General features: G+C 65.5%; 19 protein-coding genes and 1 pseudogene. 10 read left to right on the forward strand and 10 right to left on the reverse strand.

The genetic code is table 11. The features are described from left to right. Nucleotides 1-212, reverse strand: a pseudogene (locus tag FJ546_RS31430) (hypothetical protein); the annotation flags it as partial. A gap of 26 nt (nt 213-238) precedes the next feature. Between FJ546_RS31430 and FJ546_RS31375 the strand changes: the two are divergent. From FJ546_RS31375 to FJ546_RS31785, 5 genes are all read left to right on the forward strand, one after another. After that, nucleotides 239-391 (forward strand): hypothetical protein, encoded by a 153-nt coding sequence (locus FJ546_RS31375; RefSeq protein WP_181168124.1) that lies wholly within the window; start codon nt 239-241, stop codon nt 389-391. A 251-nt stretch (nt 392-642) separates the two neighbouring features. Then, nucleotides 643-1,140, forward strand: coding sequence for a DUF1772 domain-containing protein (locus FJ546_RS28340; RefSeq protein ID WP_140892367.1), 498 nt, complete (start codon nt 643-645; stop codon nt 1,138-1,140). Between the two features lie 205 nt (nt 1,141-1,345). After that, nucleotides 1,346-1,570: a hypothetical protein gene (locus tag FJ546_RS28345; RefSeq protein WP_140892369.1), complete on the forward strand. Its 225-nt coding sequence runs from the start codon at nt 1,346-1,348 to the stop codon at nt 1,568-1,570. Between the two features lie 196 nt (nt 1,571-1,766). After that, nucleotides 1,767-2,138 carry a hypothetical protein gene (locus FJ546_RS31780; protein ID WP_246687000.1) on the forward strand — a complete coding sequence of 124 codons (372 nt, stop codon included), beginning with the start codon at nt 1,767-1,769 and terminating at the stop codon, nt 2,136-2,138. Then, the gene (locus FJ546_RS31785) at nt 2,102-2,437 is read left to right on the forward strand and encodes a hypothetical protein (RefSeq protein WP_246687001.1); all 336 of its coding nucleotides are present in this window, start codon (nt 2,102-2,104) and stop codon (nt 2,435-2,437) included. Before FJ546_RS31780 ends, FJ546_RS31785 begins: the two co-directional genes overlap by 37 nt. 96 nt (nt 2,438-2,533) lie before the next feature. On the opposite strand, the gene FJ546_RS28355 is transcribed toward FJ546_RS31785, so the two are convergent. Next, nucleotides 2,534-4,036, reverse strand: coding sequence for an ATP-binding protein (locus FJ546_RS28355; RefSeq protein ID WP_140892370.1), 1,503 nt, complete (start codon nt 4,034-4,036; stop codon nt 2,534-2,536). A 312-nt stretch (nt 4,037-4,348) separates the two neighbouring features. Beyond that, on the reverse strand, nt 4,349-5,002 hold the full coding sequence (locus FJ546_RS28360) for a glutathione S-transferase family protein (RefSeq protein ID WP_140892464.1): 654 nt from the start codon (nt 5,000-5,002) through the stop codon (nt 4,349-4,351). A 166-nt stretch (nt 5,003-5,168) separates the two neighbouring features. On the opposite strand from FJ546_RS28360, the gene FJ546_RS28365 reads away from it, so the two are divergent. Both FJ546_RS28365 and FJ546_RS28370 read left to right on the forward strand, forming a co-directional pair. Beyond that, on the forward strand, nt 5,169-5,477 hold the full coding sequence (locus FJ546_RS28365) for a hypothetical protein (protein WP_140892372.1): 309 nt from the start codon (nt 5,169-5,171) through the stop codon (nt 5,475-5,477). Between the two features lie 159 nt (nt 5,478-5,636). Beyond that, nucleotides 5,637-6,008: a DUF559 domain-containing protein gene (locus FJ546_RS28370; protein ID WP_140892373.1), complete on the forward strand. Its 372-nt coding sequence runs from the start codon at nt 5,637-5,639 to the stop codon at nt 6,006-6,008. A gap of 83 nt (nt 6,009-6,091) precedes the next feature. Here the strand turns inward: FJ546_RS28370 and FJ546_RS28375 are convergent, their stop codons facing one another. The 3 genes from FJ546_RS28375 to FJ546_RS28385 all read right to left on the reverse strand — a co-directional run bounded on the left by FJ546_RS28375 (nt 6,092) and on the right by FJ546_RS28385 (nt 9,017). Beyond that, complete coding sequence (locus FJ546_RS28375) at nt 6,092-6,922, reverse strand: aldo/keto reductase (protein WP_140892375.1); 831 nt, start codon at nt 6,920-6,922, stop codon at nt 6,092-6,094. Between the two features lie 139 nt (nt 6,923-7,061). Next, nucleotides 7,062-7,694, reverse strand: a complete 633-nt coding sequence (locus FJ546_RS28380) for a PQQ-binding-like beta-propeller repeat protein (RefSeq protein ID WP_140892376.1) — start codon at nt 7,692-7,694, stop codon at nt 7,062-7,064. Between the two features lie 102 nt (nt 7,695-7,796). Next, nucleotides 7,797-9,017 carry a helix-turn-helix domain-containing protein gene (locus FJ546_RS28385; RefSeq protein ID WP_140892378.1) on the reverse strand — a complete coding sequence of 407 codons (1,221 nt, stop codon included), beginning with the start codon at nt 9,015-9,017 and terminating at the stop codon, nt 7,797-7,799. A gap of 387 nt (nt 9,018-9,404) precedes the next feature. On the opposite strand from FJ546_RS28385, the gene FJ546_RS28390 reads away from it, so the two are divergent. The 3 genes from FJ546_RS28390 to FJ546_RS28400 all read left to right on the forward strand — a co-directional run bounded on the left by FJ546_RS28390 (nt 9,405) and on the right by FJ546_RS28400 (nt 11,017). Beyond that, entirely contained in the window at nt 9,405-10,154 is a 750-nt protein-coding gene (locus tag FJ546_RS28390) for a thioredoxin family protein (protein WP_140892379.1), read from the forward strand. Between the two features lie 96 nt (nt 10,155-10,250). Further along, on the forward strand, nt 10,251-10,511 hold the full coding sequence (locus FJ546_RS28395) for a hypothetical protein (RefSeq protein ID WP_140892381.1): 261 nt from the start codon (nt 10,251-10,253) through the stop codon (nt 10,509-10,511). Nucleotides 10,512-10,744: 233 nt separating this feature from the next. Beyond that, nucleotides 10,745-11,017 carry a hypothetical protein gene (locus tag FJ546_RS28400; protein ID WP_019859410.1) on the forward strand — a complete coding sequence of 91 codons (273 nt, stop codon included), beginning with the start codon at nt 10,745-10,747 and terminating at the stop codon, nt 11,015-11,017. Nucleotides 11,018-11,064: 47 nt separating this feature from the next. Here FJ546_RS28400 and FJ546_RS31790 read toward each other — a convergent pair whose 3' ends face one another. The 4 genes from FJ546_RS31790 to FJ546_RS28415 form a co-directional block, all read right to left on the reverse strand. Beyond that, nucleotides 11,065-11,370: a hypothetical protein gene (locus FJ546_RS31790; RefSeq protein ID WP_246687002.1), complete on the reverse strand. Its 306-nt coding sequence runs from the start codon at nt 11,368-11,370 to the stop codon at nt 11,065-11,067. 24 nt (nt 11,371-11,394) lie between these two features. Continuing rightward, a complete protein-coding gene (locus FJ546_RS31795) occupies nt 11,395-11,673 on the reverse strand; it encodes a substrate-binding domain-containing protein (protein ID WP_246687003.1) in 279 nt (92 codons plus the stop codon). Between the two features lie 86 nt (nt 11,674-11,759). Then, on the reverse strand, nt 11,760-11,996 hold the full coding sequence (locus FJ546_RS28410) for a hypothetical protein (protein WP_140892382.1): 237 nt from the start codon (nt 11,994-11,996) through the stop codon (nt 11,760-11,762). A 4-nt stretch (nt 11,997-12,000) separates the two neighbouring features. Then, on the reverse strand, nt 12,001-12,615 hold the full coding sequence (locus FJ546_RS28415; RefSeq protein ID WP_140892384.1) for a TetR/AcrR family transcriptional regulator: 615 nt from the start codon (nt 12,613-12,615) through the stop codon (nt 12,001-12,003). Nucleotides 12,616-12,798 lie beyond the last annotated feature (183 nt).

The following is a 12,798-nucleotide window of genomic DNA, read 5'->3' on the forward strand; positions in this document are numbered from 1 at the left end:
ACCCAGAACCAGTGGCCCCCCCTCCACCTCGACAAACCGCGCCCCGCTATCCGCGCCGCCAGATACCGCCCCGCCTCGACCCGCACCGCCCGGTCACCCCTGCGGTGCAGCACCAGCGTCCTGGCCGAGACTTTTGACAGCAGCGGCCGCACGTCGGCGTCGCGCAGCGCCTGCAGCAGGCCGGCGACGGCGCCGAGGCTGGAGGCGGCCCGGGTGGTTGGCAAAACGGCGAGATCAAATGCTGAAGGCCGGAAAAAGCGGCAAGATGGTCCTCGGTGGTCTGTTGCTCATCACTGGACTGTTGATTCTGAGCGGGGCGGACAAGCGGCTCGAGACATTTTTGGTCGACCGCTCCCCGCAATGGTTGCTTGAGCTGTCCTCGCGCATCTGATGACATGGCGAGCCTGGAATGCATCGAGGCCCGCCAATGTCGGCCTTCCGTCAAGTCACCACGTCGGATCGTGGAGGTTAATGGTCCGCTCTCATATTTCCCCGGCGACAAGCGGACCTACTCCTCCCGGCCCATTTGAGCATTCCGGTCAAAAGGACCCTAAATCCAAAAGCTGTAGTGGGAACATCGCACGGCCAACAGCGTTCGGGTCACAGTGCCAAGCGATATGGATAGCGAACGCGGAGGCTCAAATGTTCGGTCTGCTGCAAGTCGCGGCCGTAATGATCGTCGCTTTACCCACGGCTTTGTCGGTCGCACATGCCTTGGAGCTTCCGGGCAAGATGCGGCTCGATGAGCGCACATATCGTGCTGTGCAGCACATCTACTATCCTGGCTTTACGATCGGTGGCGCCGCCGAACCTCTGAGCATAGTCGTGACCGGTCTCATGCTATTCCTGGCACCATTTGGAACCGCCGCTTTCTGGATTATCCTGATCGCTTTTCTTGCCATGCTGGCGACGGTTGCGATTTATTGGATCGCAATTCACCCGGTCAACAAATACTGGATGGAGGGCGCGGCATTGGGGGCGTCCGGCGCAGCCTTCTTCGAGGTTGGCGAGAAGGGTGATGGTCCGAAGCCGCGCTGGACGGAACTTCGTGATCGTTGGGAATATGCCCATGTCGCGCGGGCCGTTCTCACAAGCATCGGCTTGCTGGCTTTGGTGATCTCGCTCGTCGTCCAGGGGTAGGCCGAGCGAAATCAATAGCGCCCGGAGCCGCGCCACCCATCTCCGTAAAGCCTCCAGCCTATTCTGCCCCGATCGTGCTGGCTGCGCTGCGGGGGGAAGTGCATGCATTGTGCGGCATCATGGGCGAAGCCACCACCGGAACCAGAAGCTAAAGCCGCACGTTCCACGCTGGCGGAGGTTCACGTTTAGCCCAGGGAGCGTGCAGATGGTTCGTCAAGTCGCAATCGCTACAGCACTCGTTGGCCAGTTTACTGTTTCGGCCTTTGCAGCCACGGAATATTGGGTGGCGAAAGATGCCGTGTCAAAGCAGTGCGAAGTGGTCACCAAGAAGCCAGACGGAACCTTGGTCATAGACCTTGCGAAGACCACGTTTAAGAGCGAGGCGGAAGCGAACGATGCATTGAAAAAAATGCCAAGCTGCAAGAAGTGATCTCGACTGCGCGCTAGGTACGTTCGCGTGACGCTGTTCAAGCTGGTCATCGCAAGCAATCGGGCAATTGACGATCTCCGCATCGCGCCTAGCCAACTCCCTTGGAGCGAGAAATGTCACCGGTCAATACATCACAAGCCATCGCACTTCGGAACCGCTTCGCGGCGTCCCTGCCGCCGGGCATGGAGGCTGAACCATGTGCCGGACCTGCCTCTCCTGGTATGTGCGCTGCGTCGCCCCCTATTTCGTCCATGCCGGCTGTTCGGCCGGCGCATTCACGCGGATGCGCAGTCGCGTCATCCCGCGGGCGCGGGGTGTCGTGGTCGAGGTCGGCTTCGGCTCGGGCCTCAACCTGCCCTGTTACGACGCCGCCAGGGTGGAGCGGCTGGTCGGCGTCGACCCCGACGGCACCATGCTCGGCCTCGCCGCGCCCCAAGAGCCGCGCCATGCCGTTCGCCGTCGAATGCATCCGGGCCGGCGGCCAAAGCCTGCCCCTGGCCGATGGCATCGCCGACACGGTGGTCGTCACCTATGCCTTCTGCACCATCCCGGACCGAGGCCGCGCTGAGCGAAATCCGCCGCGTGCTGAAGCCGACGGGCCGACTGATCCTCATCGAGCACGGTCAGGCCGAGGGACCGCGCTGCCGCCGCTGGCAGGAGCGCCTGAACCGGCTGTGGGGATCAATTGCCGGCGGCTGCCACCTCAACCGCGATCCGCTGCGACTGATCGCGGGGCAGGCTTTCGCCTGCTCGAAGTGCAGCATGGCCGGTTTCCCCTGCCCCTATGGCAGTTGGGCAGCCACCACGCCGGCATCGCGGCGGCGAGCTGACCGGGCTTCACCGGGCGCGCGTTCATTTGGCCGCTAGCCTTGCAGGGAACCCAGCCTGCAGCCTGCCCGGCCCAGGGTCATCTTGCCCCGAGCATCGATGTCGCGCCGGACTTGCCTGCCGCCATGGCCGCCCTCACAGCGCCAGGCTCCCCTGCTCCGCCTCCTCGGCATCGGGGTCGCCGGGGGCGGTGGCCCAGGCGAGTTCGACCAGCGTCACGGTGCGCTTTCCCGTGCCGTCGAGCTGGCAGACGATCAGCCCCTGCTCCTCGATATAGGTCAGCAGGCGGCGGGCGCGGCGCAGCGAGTGCGAGCCATAGGCGCGCGCGATCGCGGCGTCGCTCGGACACGGCCAGCCTTCCTTCGCCGCCCGCGCGATCATCATGAACACGCCCTGCATGTCGTCGGGCAGCAGCGAGGCGCGCACGGAAACGTCCCGCCATGCGTCGTCCTGCGTCGTTTCGGAGCCGAGGCCGGCGCGGGCGCGCGTCAGCATGCGGCGGAATTCGGCGAGGTCCGGCACCACCGAGGCCAGGCCCTCGATGCGGCAGCGCACCACGAATTCCTGGTAGAGCACGCCGATCACGCGAAAACCCGCATCGGGCTGCGCCAGGATGGCGCGCAGCACGCGGTCGACCCGCTCGCGCCGCTCCGCCAGGTCCTCGGCGCTGATTTGCGGCTCCGCCGGTTCGGGGCGGATTTCCAGCGCCGCCGATTTCGCCGCCATCAGCTGGTCGAGCAGGTCCGGCGACGCCACCCGGCGCGGCGTGCGCGCCGTCTCGGGCGGCGGCGCCGCCAGGATGATCGCGCGGGCATCCTCCAGCGCTGCCTCCGGCATCGCCATCAGCCGCGGCGTGCCGTTGCGCGGGCTGGTGTCGGTCGGGCCGATGCGCAGGCCGAGCGGCCGGCGCGACAGCGCCGGCCCCAGCGCCATGAACTGCCCGCGCTCCAGGTCGCGAAAGGCTTCCGCCTGGCGCCGCTCCATGCCGAGTAGATCGGCGGCACGCGCCATGTCGATGTCGAGGAAGGTGCGGCCCATGAGGAAATTGGAGGCTTCGGCCGCGACATTCTTGGCGAGCTTGGCCAGACGCTGCGTGGCGATGATGCCGGCCAGCCCGCGCTTGCGGCCGCGGCACATCAGGTTGGTCATGGCGCCGAGCGAGAGTTTGCGGGCTTCGTCGGAAACCTCGCCGGCCACCGCCGGCGCGAACAGCTGCGCCTCGTCCACCACCACCAGCATCGGATACCAATGGTCGCGCGCGACCTCGAACAGCCCGCCGAGGAAGGCGGCGGCGCGGCGCATCTGGTTTTCGGCGTCGAGCCCTTCGAGGTTGAGCACGGTGGAGACGCGGTGGATGCGCGCCCGCTCGCCGGCAGCCTGCAGGCCGCGCTCGGTATGCTCCTCGGCATCGATCACCAGATGGCCGTAACGCTCGCCGAGCGACACGAAGTCGCCTTCGGGATCGACAATGGTCTGCTGCACCCAGGGCGCGCTCTGTTCCAGCAGCCGACGCAGAAGATGCGACTTCCCGGAGCCCGAATTGCCCTGCACCAGAAGGCGGGTCGCCAGCAGTTCCTCGAGATCGAGGTTCGCTGGGGCGCCCGCCATGGTGTGTCCCATCTCGATCGCAACGGTCATGTCTCGACTCAAAAAGGTCTCCTGCGCGGCATGGGGCTTAGCAACCCAGGCGCGGCCCGTCGAGCACCGATGGCCGACGGCCCGGTGTTGCGCACAGTTGTGAAGAAAGGGCCGGCAGGAACGGCCGCCGTCAGCCGCCCCTGTGGATAGTAACCACTCATTCACCATGGGCGGCCGTTGCGGTTGCGGAGGCCGGCCATCCGTTTAGCCTGACCTTGCATCGCGCCCCAACGGGATGCACCCCAACGCCCCAAACGGCGGCCGGCGTCTTCAAGTTTCGTTTCTGTATGCGCCGGTCGTCAGTTTTGTCAGTTACAGCGCCGCACCTTGCCGCGGCATCGGTGCCAGGGGCGGTGCATCCAGCCCCTCGAAAGGGTCGCGCCAGGCGTCGATGGCTTCGAGCCGGCGATACCAGCGGTCGAGCGCGGGATAGTCGCCGAGCGGCAGGCCGGCGGCATCATTGAAGGGCAGGAAGGCCGCCATGCGGAAATCGGCATAGGAAAGCGAAGTCCCGACCAGCCATTGCCGGCCGGCCAGTTCCGCCTCCAGGATCGCGGCCCCCCTGTGGAACTCTTCCAGCCCCTCCCTGACCTTGTCCTCGTCGATCGGCCCGAGGCGATAGCGCTGCTTGGTGCCGCGCTCGAAATGCACGGTGTCGCAGGCGCGCATGAAATTCTCCTTGCCCCAGCTCAGCCAGCGGATCATGTCGGGTTCGTCCTCGCCGGTGCGCCAGAAGTCGGAACGCGCCGTGCGCGACAACCGGCAGGCTATGGCGTCGGCCTCCCACAGACTGCCGCCGGGCCATGCCAGGATGGGAATGGAGAGGTTGGGATTGAGCGGCCGGAATCGCTCCGCTTGTCCCGGCTCAAAGGGTGACGCGAATTCGAAGGCCACCTCGGCCTCGAGGTAACGCGCCACCGCGACCGCCAGGCGCGGATTGGGATTGCGGCTGAAATACAGTGTCATTTCGCCCACGGCCGGCGCGACCTTGTCATTCATGAGTGTCTCCTGGTCCTGGCGAACATGCCAGACCAAGGACGCATCCGGCAGGTGCAATCCGACAAAGTGTGGGTTGACCACCATCGATGGCGAGGCGACACTTCATCTCGCACCAAAGGCAGGAGGAATTGCGATGGACGAGCCCGAACGGTGGCGCCACATGTCGACGGCACCCAAGGACGGCAGCCGGATCCTGGTCACGGTCCGTCCCTCCGAACAGGGGCCGGCGGAAGTCGACCTCGCCTACTGGTCGCGCGGCGACCAGTTCGCCGGTGAAGGCTGGCGGGCATCGGATTCCTCGCCCGGCCGCGTCGTCGAATATGCCGAACCGGAGCTGAAGTGCTGGATGCCCATGCCCTCGGCGAACCTCAGCCGCGGCCGCTCGATGCCCGCCCCCTGGGAAGGCGACGACGCGCAACAGCTGGATGGCTCGGGGATTTAGCGAGCGCGGCCGGCGAAGCTGCCAATCTCCCCCTCGTGGGGGTTGAGGAGTGGTTCGTGCAGCGGACAGAAAGCCAATTGCTTGGCTTTCTGAACGACGAACGTCCGGCAGGACAGAGGGGGGCGCCGTAGAGCGCTAGCGTCAATCTAAAAGGCAGCCATGCCTCATACTCCATTGCCTCCTAAGAGCCGAGCAAACGCACGGTCCATGCGCAAAGTCATGACCGATGCCGAGTTAAAGCTCTGGAACGAGCTTCGCGCGCATAGGCTCATGGGCATGGGCTTTCGCCGGCAACTCCCGATCGCGGGCTATATCGTCGATTTTGCCTGTCCGCGGAAAAAGCTCATCGTGGAGCTCGATGGCTCGCAGCATGCTGATGCAAACCTTGCGGCCGCCGACGCGTCAAGGACAAAGCGCCTGGAACAGGATGGCTGGACCGTTTTGCGGTTCTGGAACGACGATGTGATCCGCGACATCGACAATGTCTGCCAGCATATTGTCATCGTGGCAGGTTTGGGCGGCACGGGCTGATAGCCCGGCGGGCCAGCGCCCCCTCTGTCCTGCCGGACATCTCCCCCACAAGGGGGGAGATCGGCAGCTTCCCTGCAAGCTCTTTAAAACAAAAATGCCGCCGTCGCCGGGTTCGGTCCGTTGCGGCCATCAGCCGAATCCATGCCCGCGATCGTCTTCAGGTCCTGCGCGTCCAGTTCGAAGTCGAAGACATCGAAATTGGCCGCGATGCGGTCCTGGCGGACCGATTTGGGGATGACGATCAGCCCTTGCTGGAGATGCCAGCGGATGATCGTCTGCGCGGCGGATTTGCCGTGCTTGCGGGAAATGCCCGCGATCGTCGTATCGCCGAGCAGCCGGCCGCTGCCGAGCGGGCTCCAGCTCTCCGTCTGGATGTCATGCCCGGCATGAAATTCCCGGAGCGCGCGCTGCTGGAAGCGCGGATGCAGCTCGACCTGGTTGGCCACCGGGACCACGCCGGTCTCGCCGATGATGCGTTCCAGATGGTCCCTGTTGAAATTCGAAACGCCGATCGACTTGATGCGGCCGGCCTGCTTCAGCTCGACCAGGGTCTTCCAGCCCTCGACATATTTGTCGCGGCTGGGCACCGGCCAGTGGATCAGGAACAGGTCGATCTGCTCGATGCCGAGTTTTTCCATCGTGTCGTCGAAAGCGCGCAGGGCCGCGTCGCGCTCGTGCGCGCCGTTGCGCAGCTTCGAGGTGATGTACAGCTCGCTCCTCGGCACGTCGGCGGCGCGGATCGCCTCGCCGACGCCCTCCTCGTTCTGGTAGCCCTGCGCGGTGTCGATCAGCCGGTAGCCGGCCTTGATCGCCCAGCCCACCACGTCGGCGGTGATGCCGTGATCGACCTGCCACACGCCAAGGCCCAGCTGGGGAATGGCGGTGCCGTCGTTCAGCGTGATCAGTTCGGTCATGGTCGGATCCTTTGCGAAGAAATGTCCGGGCGGTCGCCCGACCCAGCCTATCTAGGCACGTGCCGGACGACGACCAGTCGCCGGCGGATAAATTCGCCAGCGACTTCGCGGACTTGATGTCTTCGTCAGGAGAACCGGCTCATTTCGGCCGGCGCACCGCCCGCACCACCGAGGTGGATGTGCTGCCGCAGAACAGGCGGTCGCCACCGTCGGATTCCAGCCCCGAGACGGTCATGCCGGCAGGCATGTCGAGCCTCTCCAGAAGCTTGCCGGTTTTCGGGTCGACTCGGCGCAGATCGCTCTCGTCGCCCTCCAAGGTGGCGTGCCACAATTCGCCATCCACCCAGGTCACACCGGTGACGAAGCGGCTGGATTCGATGCTGCGCAGGATTTTCCCGGTCTCGGGGTCGATCTGGTGGATCTTGCGCTCGCGGTACTGCCCCACCCAGAGCGTGCCTTCGGCCCAGGTGAGCCCGGAATCGCGGCCGCCGCCGGGCGCCGGGATCGTGGCGAGCACCGCGCCGGTATCGGGATCGATCTTCTGGATGCGATCATTGGCGAGCTGGAAGAAATGCCGGCCGTCAAAGGCGGTGCCGGCATGTGCGGCGACATCGATCGAACGCAGCGTCTGACCGCTTTGCGGATCGAAGGCGTTCAGCCTGTCGCCCGAGGCAAACCAGACGTTGTCGCCGTCATAGCTCACCCCATGTATCCGCTCCACACCCGGAAAGGGTCCGTATTCGCGCAGGATTTCCGCCGGTGAATGCTTCATGTCTTGATCCTCGATTGTGGTCGTCATCCGCTGATCTTCGGTACGGGATTTGGGCGTGTCGAGATTCCGGTCAGACCGGCCTCACCTGAATATCGCCACACCTTAGCCGTTCGGCAGCGGCGCCGGGAGTAACAAGGTGGTCGTGAATCCGGCCACCGGCGGCGTCATCCAGCGGCGCGCCCGGCCATAACCGAAAGACTGCACCTTGCCGGCCTCGGCGAGCGGCTCGAGCGCCCGCTGCACGCTGCGCTGGCCGGTTCCGAGCGCCAGCGCCAGCGCCGAGCTCGACCAGGCTTCGCCATCGGCGAGCAAGGCCAGCACGGCGGCGTGCCGTTCTTCAATCGGCCGCGCCAGCACCATCACCGCGCGCGCCAGGCGCGGCGCCAGCGTGAAACCGCGCTTGGTGGCGCTGATGTCGGCCAGCGCGGCAAGCTCGGCGCGCAGCCGGCCGATCTCGACGCGCAGCCGGGCGCGGTGCGATTCATCGGCATGCTTGCCGCCAAAGGCCCGCGCCACGAGTTCCTCGCGCGAGACATCCCCGGGCCAGGCTTCGGCGAGTGCGCGCGCCAGCGCGAACAGCACCGGTCGGCTCGCCAGCGAGACTGTTCGGTCCCCGGCGCGCACGATGTAGCGAAAGGCATCGACGACCAGCGCCGGCGATGCCTGCAGCGCCTCGACCTCCTCGAGCAGCAACGGCCGCTCCGTGCCTTGGGTGATCAGCCGCGCCGCCGGCGTTTCCAGCGCCAGGGATGCGCTGTCGACTTCGGCCATGAGGCCTGGAATACCCGCCTGGCGGGCGGCGTTGTGCGCCCATTCCAGCGCCGCGCGCGCCGGCCGGGTCCGCAGGCGCCGCATGGCGATGCCGGCGACGGCGAGCTCATGCGCGGCCCGCGCGGCCGGCGGCAGCGGCGTCGGGTCGAGCCCGGCCAGCACATGCTCGGCCTCGTCGAGCCGGCCGATCAACAGCAGGCGCCGCACCTTGAGGTGACCGGCATGCGCCGCGTTCAGCCGGTCGCCATGCTTTTCCAGCGTCGTGCGCGCCGCGTCGAGTGCCTTGGCCGGCCAGCCCAGGTCACGCGAGACCAGCGCGATCTCGGCCTCGGCGACGGCGCATCTGGCGCGCGCGACGGCCTCCTTCGGGCTGAAGGCGCGCGCCGCCCGCCGCAACAGAAGCTTGGCGCGGTCGAAGTCGCCGAGCTGCGCCATGGCGATGCCGCGCAGCGCCAGCGCCGGCGCATCCTCGCGCAAGGCGACGCGGTCGAGCGCGCCGAGCGGATCGCCCGCCGCCAGCGCCAATGCCGCCGCGGTGATCAGCGAGTCCATGCAAATCCCGTCACACTTGTAACTCCCACCGCGGCACGTTTGCGCCCTAGCTTAAATCACCACCGCCGGTCAGCAAGCCGCAACGGCGCGATGGAGACCTAGCCAAGTGGCTGAGGCCGCCATCGGCACCGTTGACGCCAATTCCGGCACCCGCCAACCTGAGCATCTCAGGTATCAATAGTAAGCATCTCATTAGGGATAGTTGAAAATGCCTGCAACCGACAATCTCGAACACAGCGCACGGCCCCGCCACCCCTGCTGCGCCGGGCCGGACGATTCAAATCCCGTCGCGGATGTAACTCACCCCACCCCGCCTTATCGCTCTAGCCTGGATCCCAACGCGATCGCAGGCCGCGACGGCGCCATGACTGACAAAGGAGAAGACCAATGACCAAGCACATGACGATGAAGACGCCGCCGGTCGTTTCGCGACAGGAATGGGACGCCGCCCGCGAAAAGATGCTGGTGAAGGAGAAGGCGACGCTGCGCGCCAGGGACGCGCTGGCCGCCGAACGCCGGCGCATGCCGTGGATGGAAGTGGACAAGGCCTATGTGTTCGAAGGCCCCAACGGCAAGGCAAGCCTGCTCGACCTGTTCGAAGGCCGCCGCCAGCTGATCGTCTACCGCGCCTTCTACGAGCCGGGCGTCTATGGCTGGCCCGACCATGCCTGCCGCGGCTGCTCGCTCGGCGCCGACCAGGTCGGCCACCTCGCCCATCTCAACGCCCGCAACACCACGCTGGCCTACGCCTCGCGCGCGCCGCAGGCCGACATTGTCAGGCTGAAGGCGCGGATGGGCTGGGAGATGCCCTGGTACACGATAACCGACAGTTTCGACAAGGATTTCGGCGTCGACGAATGGCACGGCCACAACGTCTTCATCCATGACGGCGACCGCGTCTTCCGTACCTATTTCATCAACAGCCGCGGCGACGAGCAGATGGGCACGGTCTGGAGCTATCTCGATGCCACCCCGCTCGGCCGCCAGGAGATCTGGGAGGATTCGCCCGAAGGCTATCCCCAGACGCCGCTCTACAGCTGGTGGAACTGGCACGACAATTACGAAGCCGGCGCCGACAAGAAATGGGCCGAAGTGGCCGCCGCCGGCGAAGCCGCCTTCAGGGATAAGGGTGAGTAGCAGGGACTGGACAGGACAGCATTTCCTCTCCCCCGCCCTTGGCGAGGGAGAGGAGCCTAAGTCCTGATAGGTCGCAACCATTCAGGGAAAAAGATCATGAGCGACACCCACATAAGCGCCGGCAGCGTGCCCCCTGAAAACACCACCCTTGGCATCGCCGACTGGTTATGCCTCGCGGCGGCACCCACCTTCGCCCTGATGGCCTTGCTCTCCTGCCTTCAAGGCGGCGACGCGGCGATGCTGTGCATGGGCGCCTCGCCGCTGACCGGCCCGTTAACCGGGATGCCGGCCATGTATCTCCTGATGAGCGCCTTCCACCTGGCGCCCTGGCTGCGGGTGATTTCCGGCAGGCGCTAGCGGCCGGACCGGCACCCGACGACCTATGTTCAGCCGTGCGAGCACCCGCACCTGATTTCCCATGACGAGATCACTACGGCAAGGACTTTTCGTACCGCTGTTTGCGTTCATGCGGCCCATAAGCAACAGCTAATTGACAGTCTACGGGAAACGGCGCTCTCTGGGCCTGTACAGGTGGGTCGCAGCATCAGGCGGGCGATATCGACCGCCGGCGTCACCCTGGGGAGGATGCCATGCCAACCGTAATCGGCCATCACAACATCTCGAAAGACAGCAAGCACTGGCTCAGTTCACCCAAGCGCAAGGAGCTTTTCGGCTCGCTGGGGATCACCAACATCCGCACCTTCGTCGATCCGCAGAACCCGAAGCGTGTGGCCGTGATGATGGACGTGCCGGACATGGACAAGATGGCCGCGCTGATGCAAAGCAAGGCGGCCGCCGACGCTATGGCGCACGATGGCGTGGTGCCGGAATCGCTGGTGATCCTCGTCGAAGCGAAAGCGTAGCCGCGCAGATCAAGGCGCGGGATCTCTCCCGCGCCCACGCAATTACCTCAATTGCACTTCGGCTTGGCGCTGTTGCAGGCGTCGACGAGCTCGGCCGGCGGATCCCTGTGAAAGACGGTCTTGAACGATTCCAGCACGTTGGACTGCACCACCGGCAGCGACTGCACGCCGACCCAGGCCGGCGTAGGCTGCCCGATCAGCGCCTTCATCATCGCCATCGCCTCGGCTACGACCTGGTCATAGGGTCGCTGCGAGCCGGTTGCCTTGAGAGGTCCGCCCTTGGCGATTTCGATCGCCGACTGCAGGCCGAGATCGACCGAGGTGATCGGAATGTCGATGCCTTGCGCCCGCATCGAGGACAGCGTGTCCAGCGCCGGCTAGTCCCAGACCGCGAACAGGCCCTTCACATCCGGATTGCCGGTGAGGAAGTCGCCGGAGATCTGCGAGACTTTCGAGGGATCGGTGAAGTCGGTCTGCTTCATGACGATGTCGGGCCGGTTCTTCATCATCCACTCGCGGACGCCCTTGGTGCGCTCATTGGTGCTGAAATAGTCGACGCCGAAATTCACCAGGCCGATCGTGCCGCCCTTGGGCATGCAGGAGGCCAGGATCTGCGCCGCGATCTGGCCGTTGCCCTGGCTGTCGGCCAAGATCATCGAGGTAAAATCCCTTTGGAGATGAGAGGCCAACCGGGATGCTGTCCATGAACACCGGCTTGATGCCGGCCTCGCCCACTTTCTCTTTAGGTGCGGCGCGAAAGATAATCGCGAAGGCGATGCAAGCGCCGTTGAATCTCCAGCGTATCGAAGAGAAACGGGCCGCCGCCGGGTCTGTAGCTCGCGAGATCTATGACCACATCTTGAACAAGCTCATCGTCGGGATAGGCCGCGTCGAGCAACGATTCCAGACTGTTGGCGGCTGCCAGGCTGGTGTCCTCCCCGCTGACGAACCTTGTCAGCAGTAAGCTGAGGTCGTCCACGATGTCAGCCCTTCCCCGCGCCGAACCGCAAGCCGTCCATCAACAGCTTGACCAGCCGGCGCGAGCGGTCACGCCACTCCGGCGTATCGGGCGCGGAGTAGATGCCCGACAGGGCGTGCAGCACATCGGAAGCATCGACGTCGCCGCGGATGGTGCCGTCGGCCGTCGCCGCCTCGACCAGTTGCCGCAAGGCCTGCGAAACCCGCCCCGACGTGTCTGAAAACAGCGTCGAATTGGTGGTGAGCAGAATGCGCAGGCTGGTCGCCAGGCCGCGCTTGGTGGCGATGTAGTCGACGAAGCGCCGCATCCATTCTTCCAGCGCGACATCGGAGGGATGTTTCGCGGCAAGCTCGCCGGCGGCGGCGCACAGCGCCTCGACCTCGCGGCGGTAGACCACCTCGACCAGATGCTCGCGCGTCGGGAAATGCCGGTAGAGCGTGCCGATGCCGACGCCGGCGCGACGCGCGATCTCCTCCAGAGAGGCATCGATGCCGCGCTCGGCAAACACCGAAGCCGCCACCTCGACCAGCCGGTCGCGGTTGCGCCGGGCATCCGCGCGCAGCGGCTTTTCCTCCGCGGCGGTCTTCGTTTCGGCGATTGCGGACGGCTCGACGGCCAATTTTTTCTCCACATTGTGTCAGGGGCTTGAACCCGGCCGGGTCAGCCCCCACGTAATAAACGGAGGCACCTCCGCTTTAGTGGAGTGCCTTCATCATATAAGAAGGGGAACGGGTATGTCACGCCTTTCAAAGCCGCAAGCCACAGCTCCCCTGCCGGCCGGGGATTGACCAAGACGCCCTTG

The sequence above is a fragment of the Mesorhizobium sp. B2-4-19 genome (genome assembly GCF_006441315.1).
Classification (GTDB): Bacteria; Pseudomonadota; Alphaproteobacteria; order Rhizobiales; family Rhizobiaceae; genus Mesorhizobium.

Bases quoted from the DNA above. Each gene is read 5' to 3' on its own strand.
- FJ546_RS28400 (WP_019859410.1), top strand. From the start codon at position 10,745: ATGCCAACCGTAATCGGCCATCACAACATCTCGAAAGACAGCAAGCAC.
- FJ546_RS28340 (WP_140892367.1), top strand. From the start codon at position 643: ATGTTCGGTCTGCTGCAAGTCGCGGCCGTAATGATCGTCGCTTTACCC.
- FJ546_RS31780 (WP_246687000.1), top strand. From the start codon at position 1,767: ATGTGCCGGACCTGCCTCTCCTGGTATGTGCGCTGCGTCGCCCCCTAT.
- FJ546_RS28390 (WP_140892379.1), top strand. From the start codon at position 9,405: ATGACCAAGCACATGACGATGAAGACGCCGCCGGTCGTTTCGCGACAG.
- FJ546_RS31785 (WP_246687001.1), top strand. From the start codon at position 2,102: ATGCCTTCTGCACCATCCCGGACCGAGGCCGCGCTGAGCGAAATCCGC.
- FJ546_RS28380 (WP_140892376.1), bottom strand. From the start codon at position 7,694: ATGAAGCATTCACCGGCGGAAATCCTGCGCGAATACGGACCCTTTCCG.
- FJ546_RS28360 (WP_140892464.1), bottom strand. From the start codon at position 5,002: ATGACACTGTATTTCAGCCGCAATCCCAATCCGCGCCTGGCGGTCGCG.
- FJ546_RS28375 (WP_140892375.1), bottom strand. From the start codon at position 6,922: ATGACCGAACTGATCACGCTGAACGACGGCACCGCCATTCCCCAGCTG.
- FJ546_RS28355 (WP_140892370.1), bottom strand. From the start codon at position 4,036: ATGACCGTTGCGATCGAGATGGGACACACCATGGCGGGCGCCCCAGCG.
- FJ546_RS31795 (WP_246687003.1), bottom strand. From the start codon at position 11,673: ATGATCTTGGCCGACAGCCAGGGCAACGGCCAGATCGCGGCGCAGATC.
- FJ546_RS31790 (WP_246687002.1), bottom strand. From the start codon at position 11,370: ATGCGGGCGCAAGGCATCGACATTCCGATCACCTCGGTCGATCTCGGC.
- FJ546_RS28365 (WP_140892372.1), top strand. From the start codon at position 5,169: ATGGACGAGCCCGAACGGTGGCGCCACATGTCGACGGCACCCAAGGAC.
- FJ546_RS28385 (WP_140892378.1), bottom strand. From the start codon at position 9,017: ATGGACTCGCTGATCACCGCGGCGGCATTGGCGCTGGCGGCGGGCGAT.
- FJ546_RS31375 (WP_181168124.1), top strand. From the start codon at position 239: ATGCTGAAGGCCGGAAAAAGCGGCAAGATGGTCCTCGGTGGTCTGTTG.
- FJ546_RS28395 (WP_140892381.1), top strand. From the start codon at position 10,251: ATGAGCGACACCCACATAAGCGCCGGCAGCGTGCCCCCTGAAAACACC.
- FJ546_RS28370 (WP_140892373.1), top strand. From the start codon at position 5,637: ATGCCTCATACTCCATTGCCTCCTAAGAGCCGAGCAAACGCACGGTCC.
- FJ546_RS28345 (WP_140892369.1), top strand. From the start codon at position 1,346: ATGGTTCGTCAAGTCGCAATCGCTACAGCACTCGTTGGCCAGTTTACT.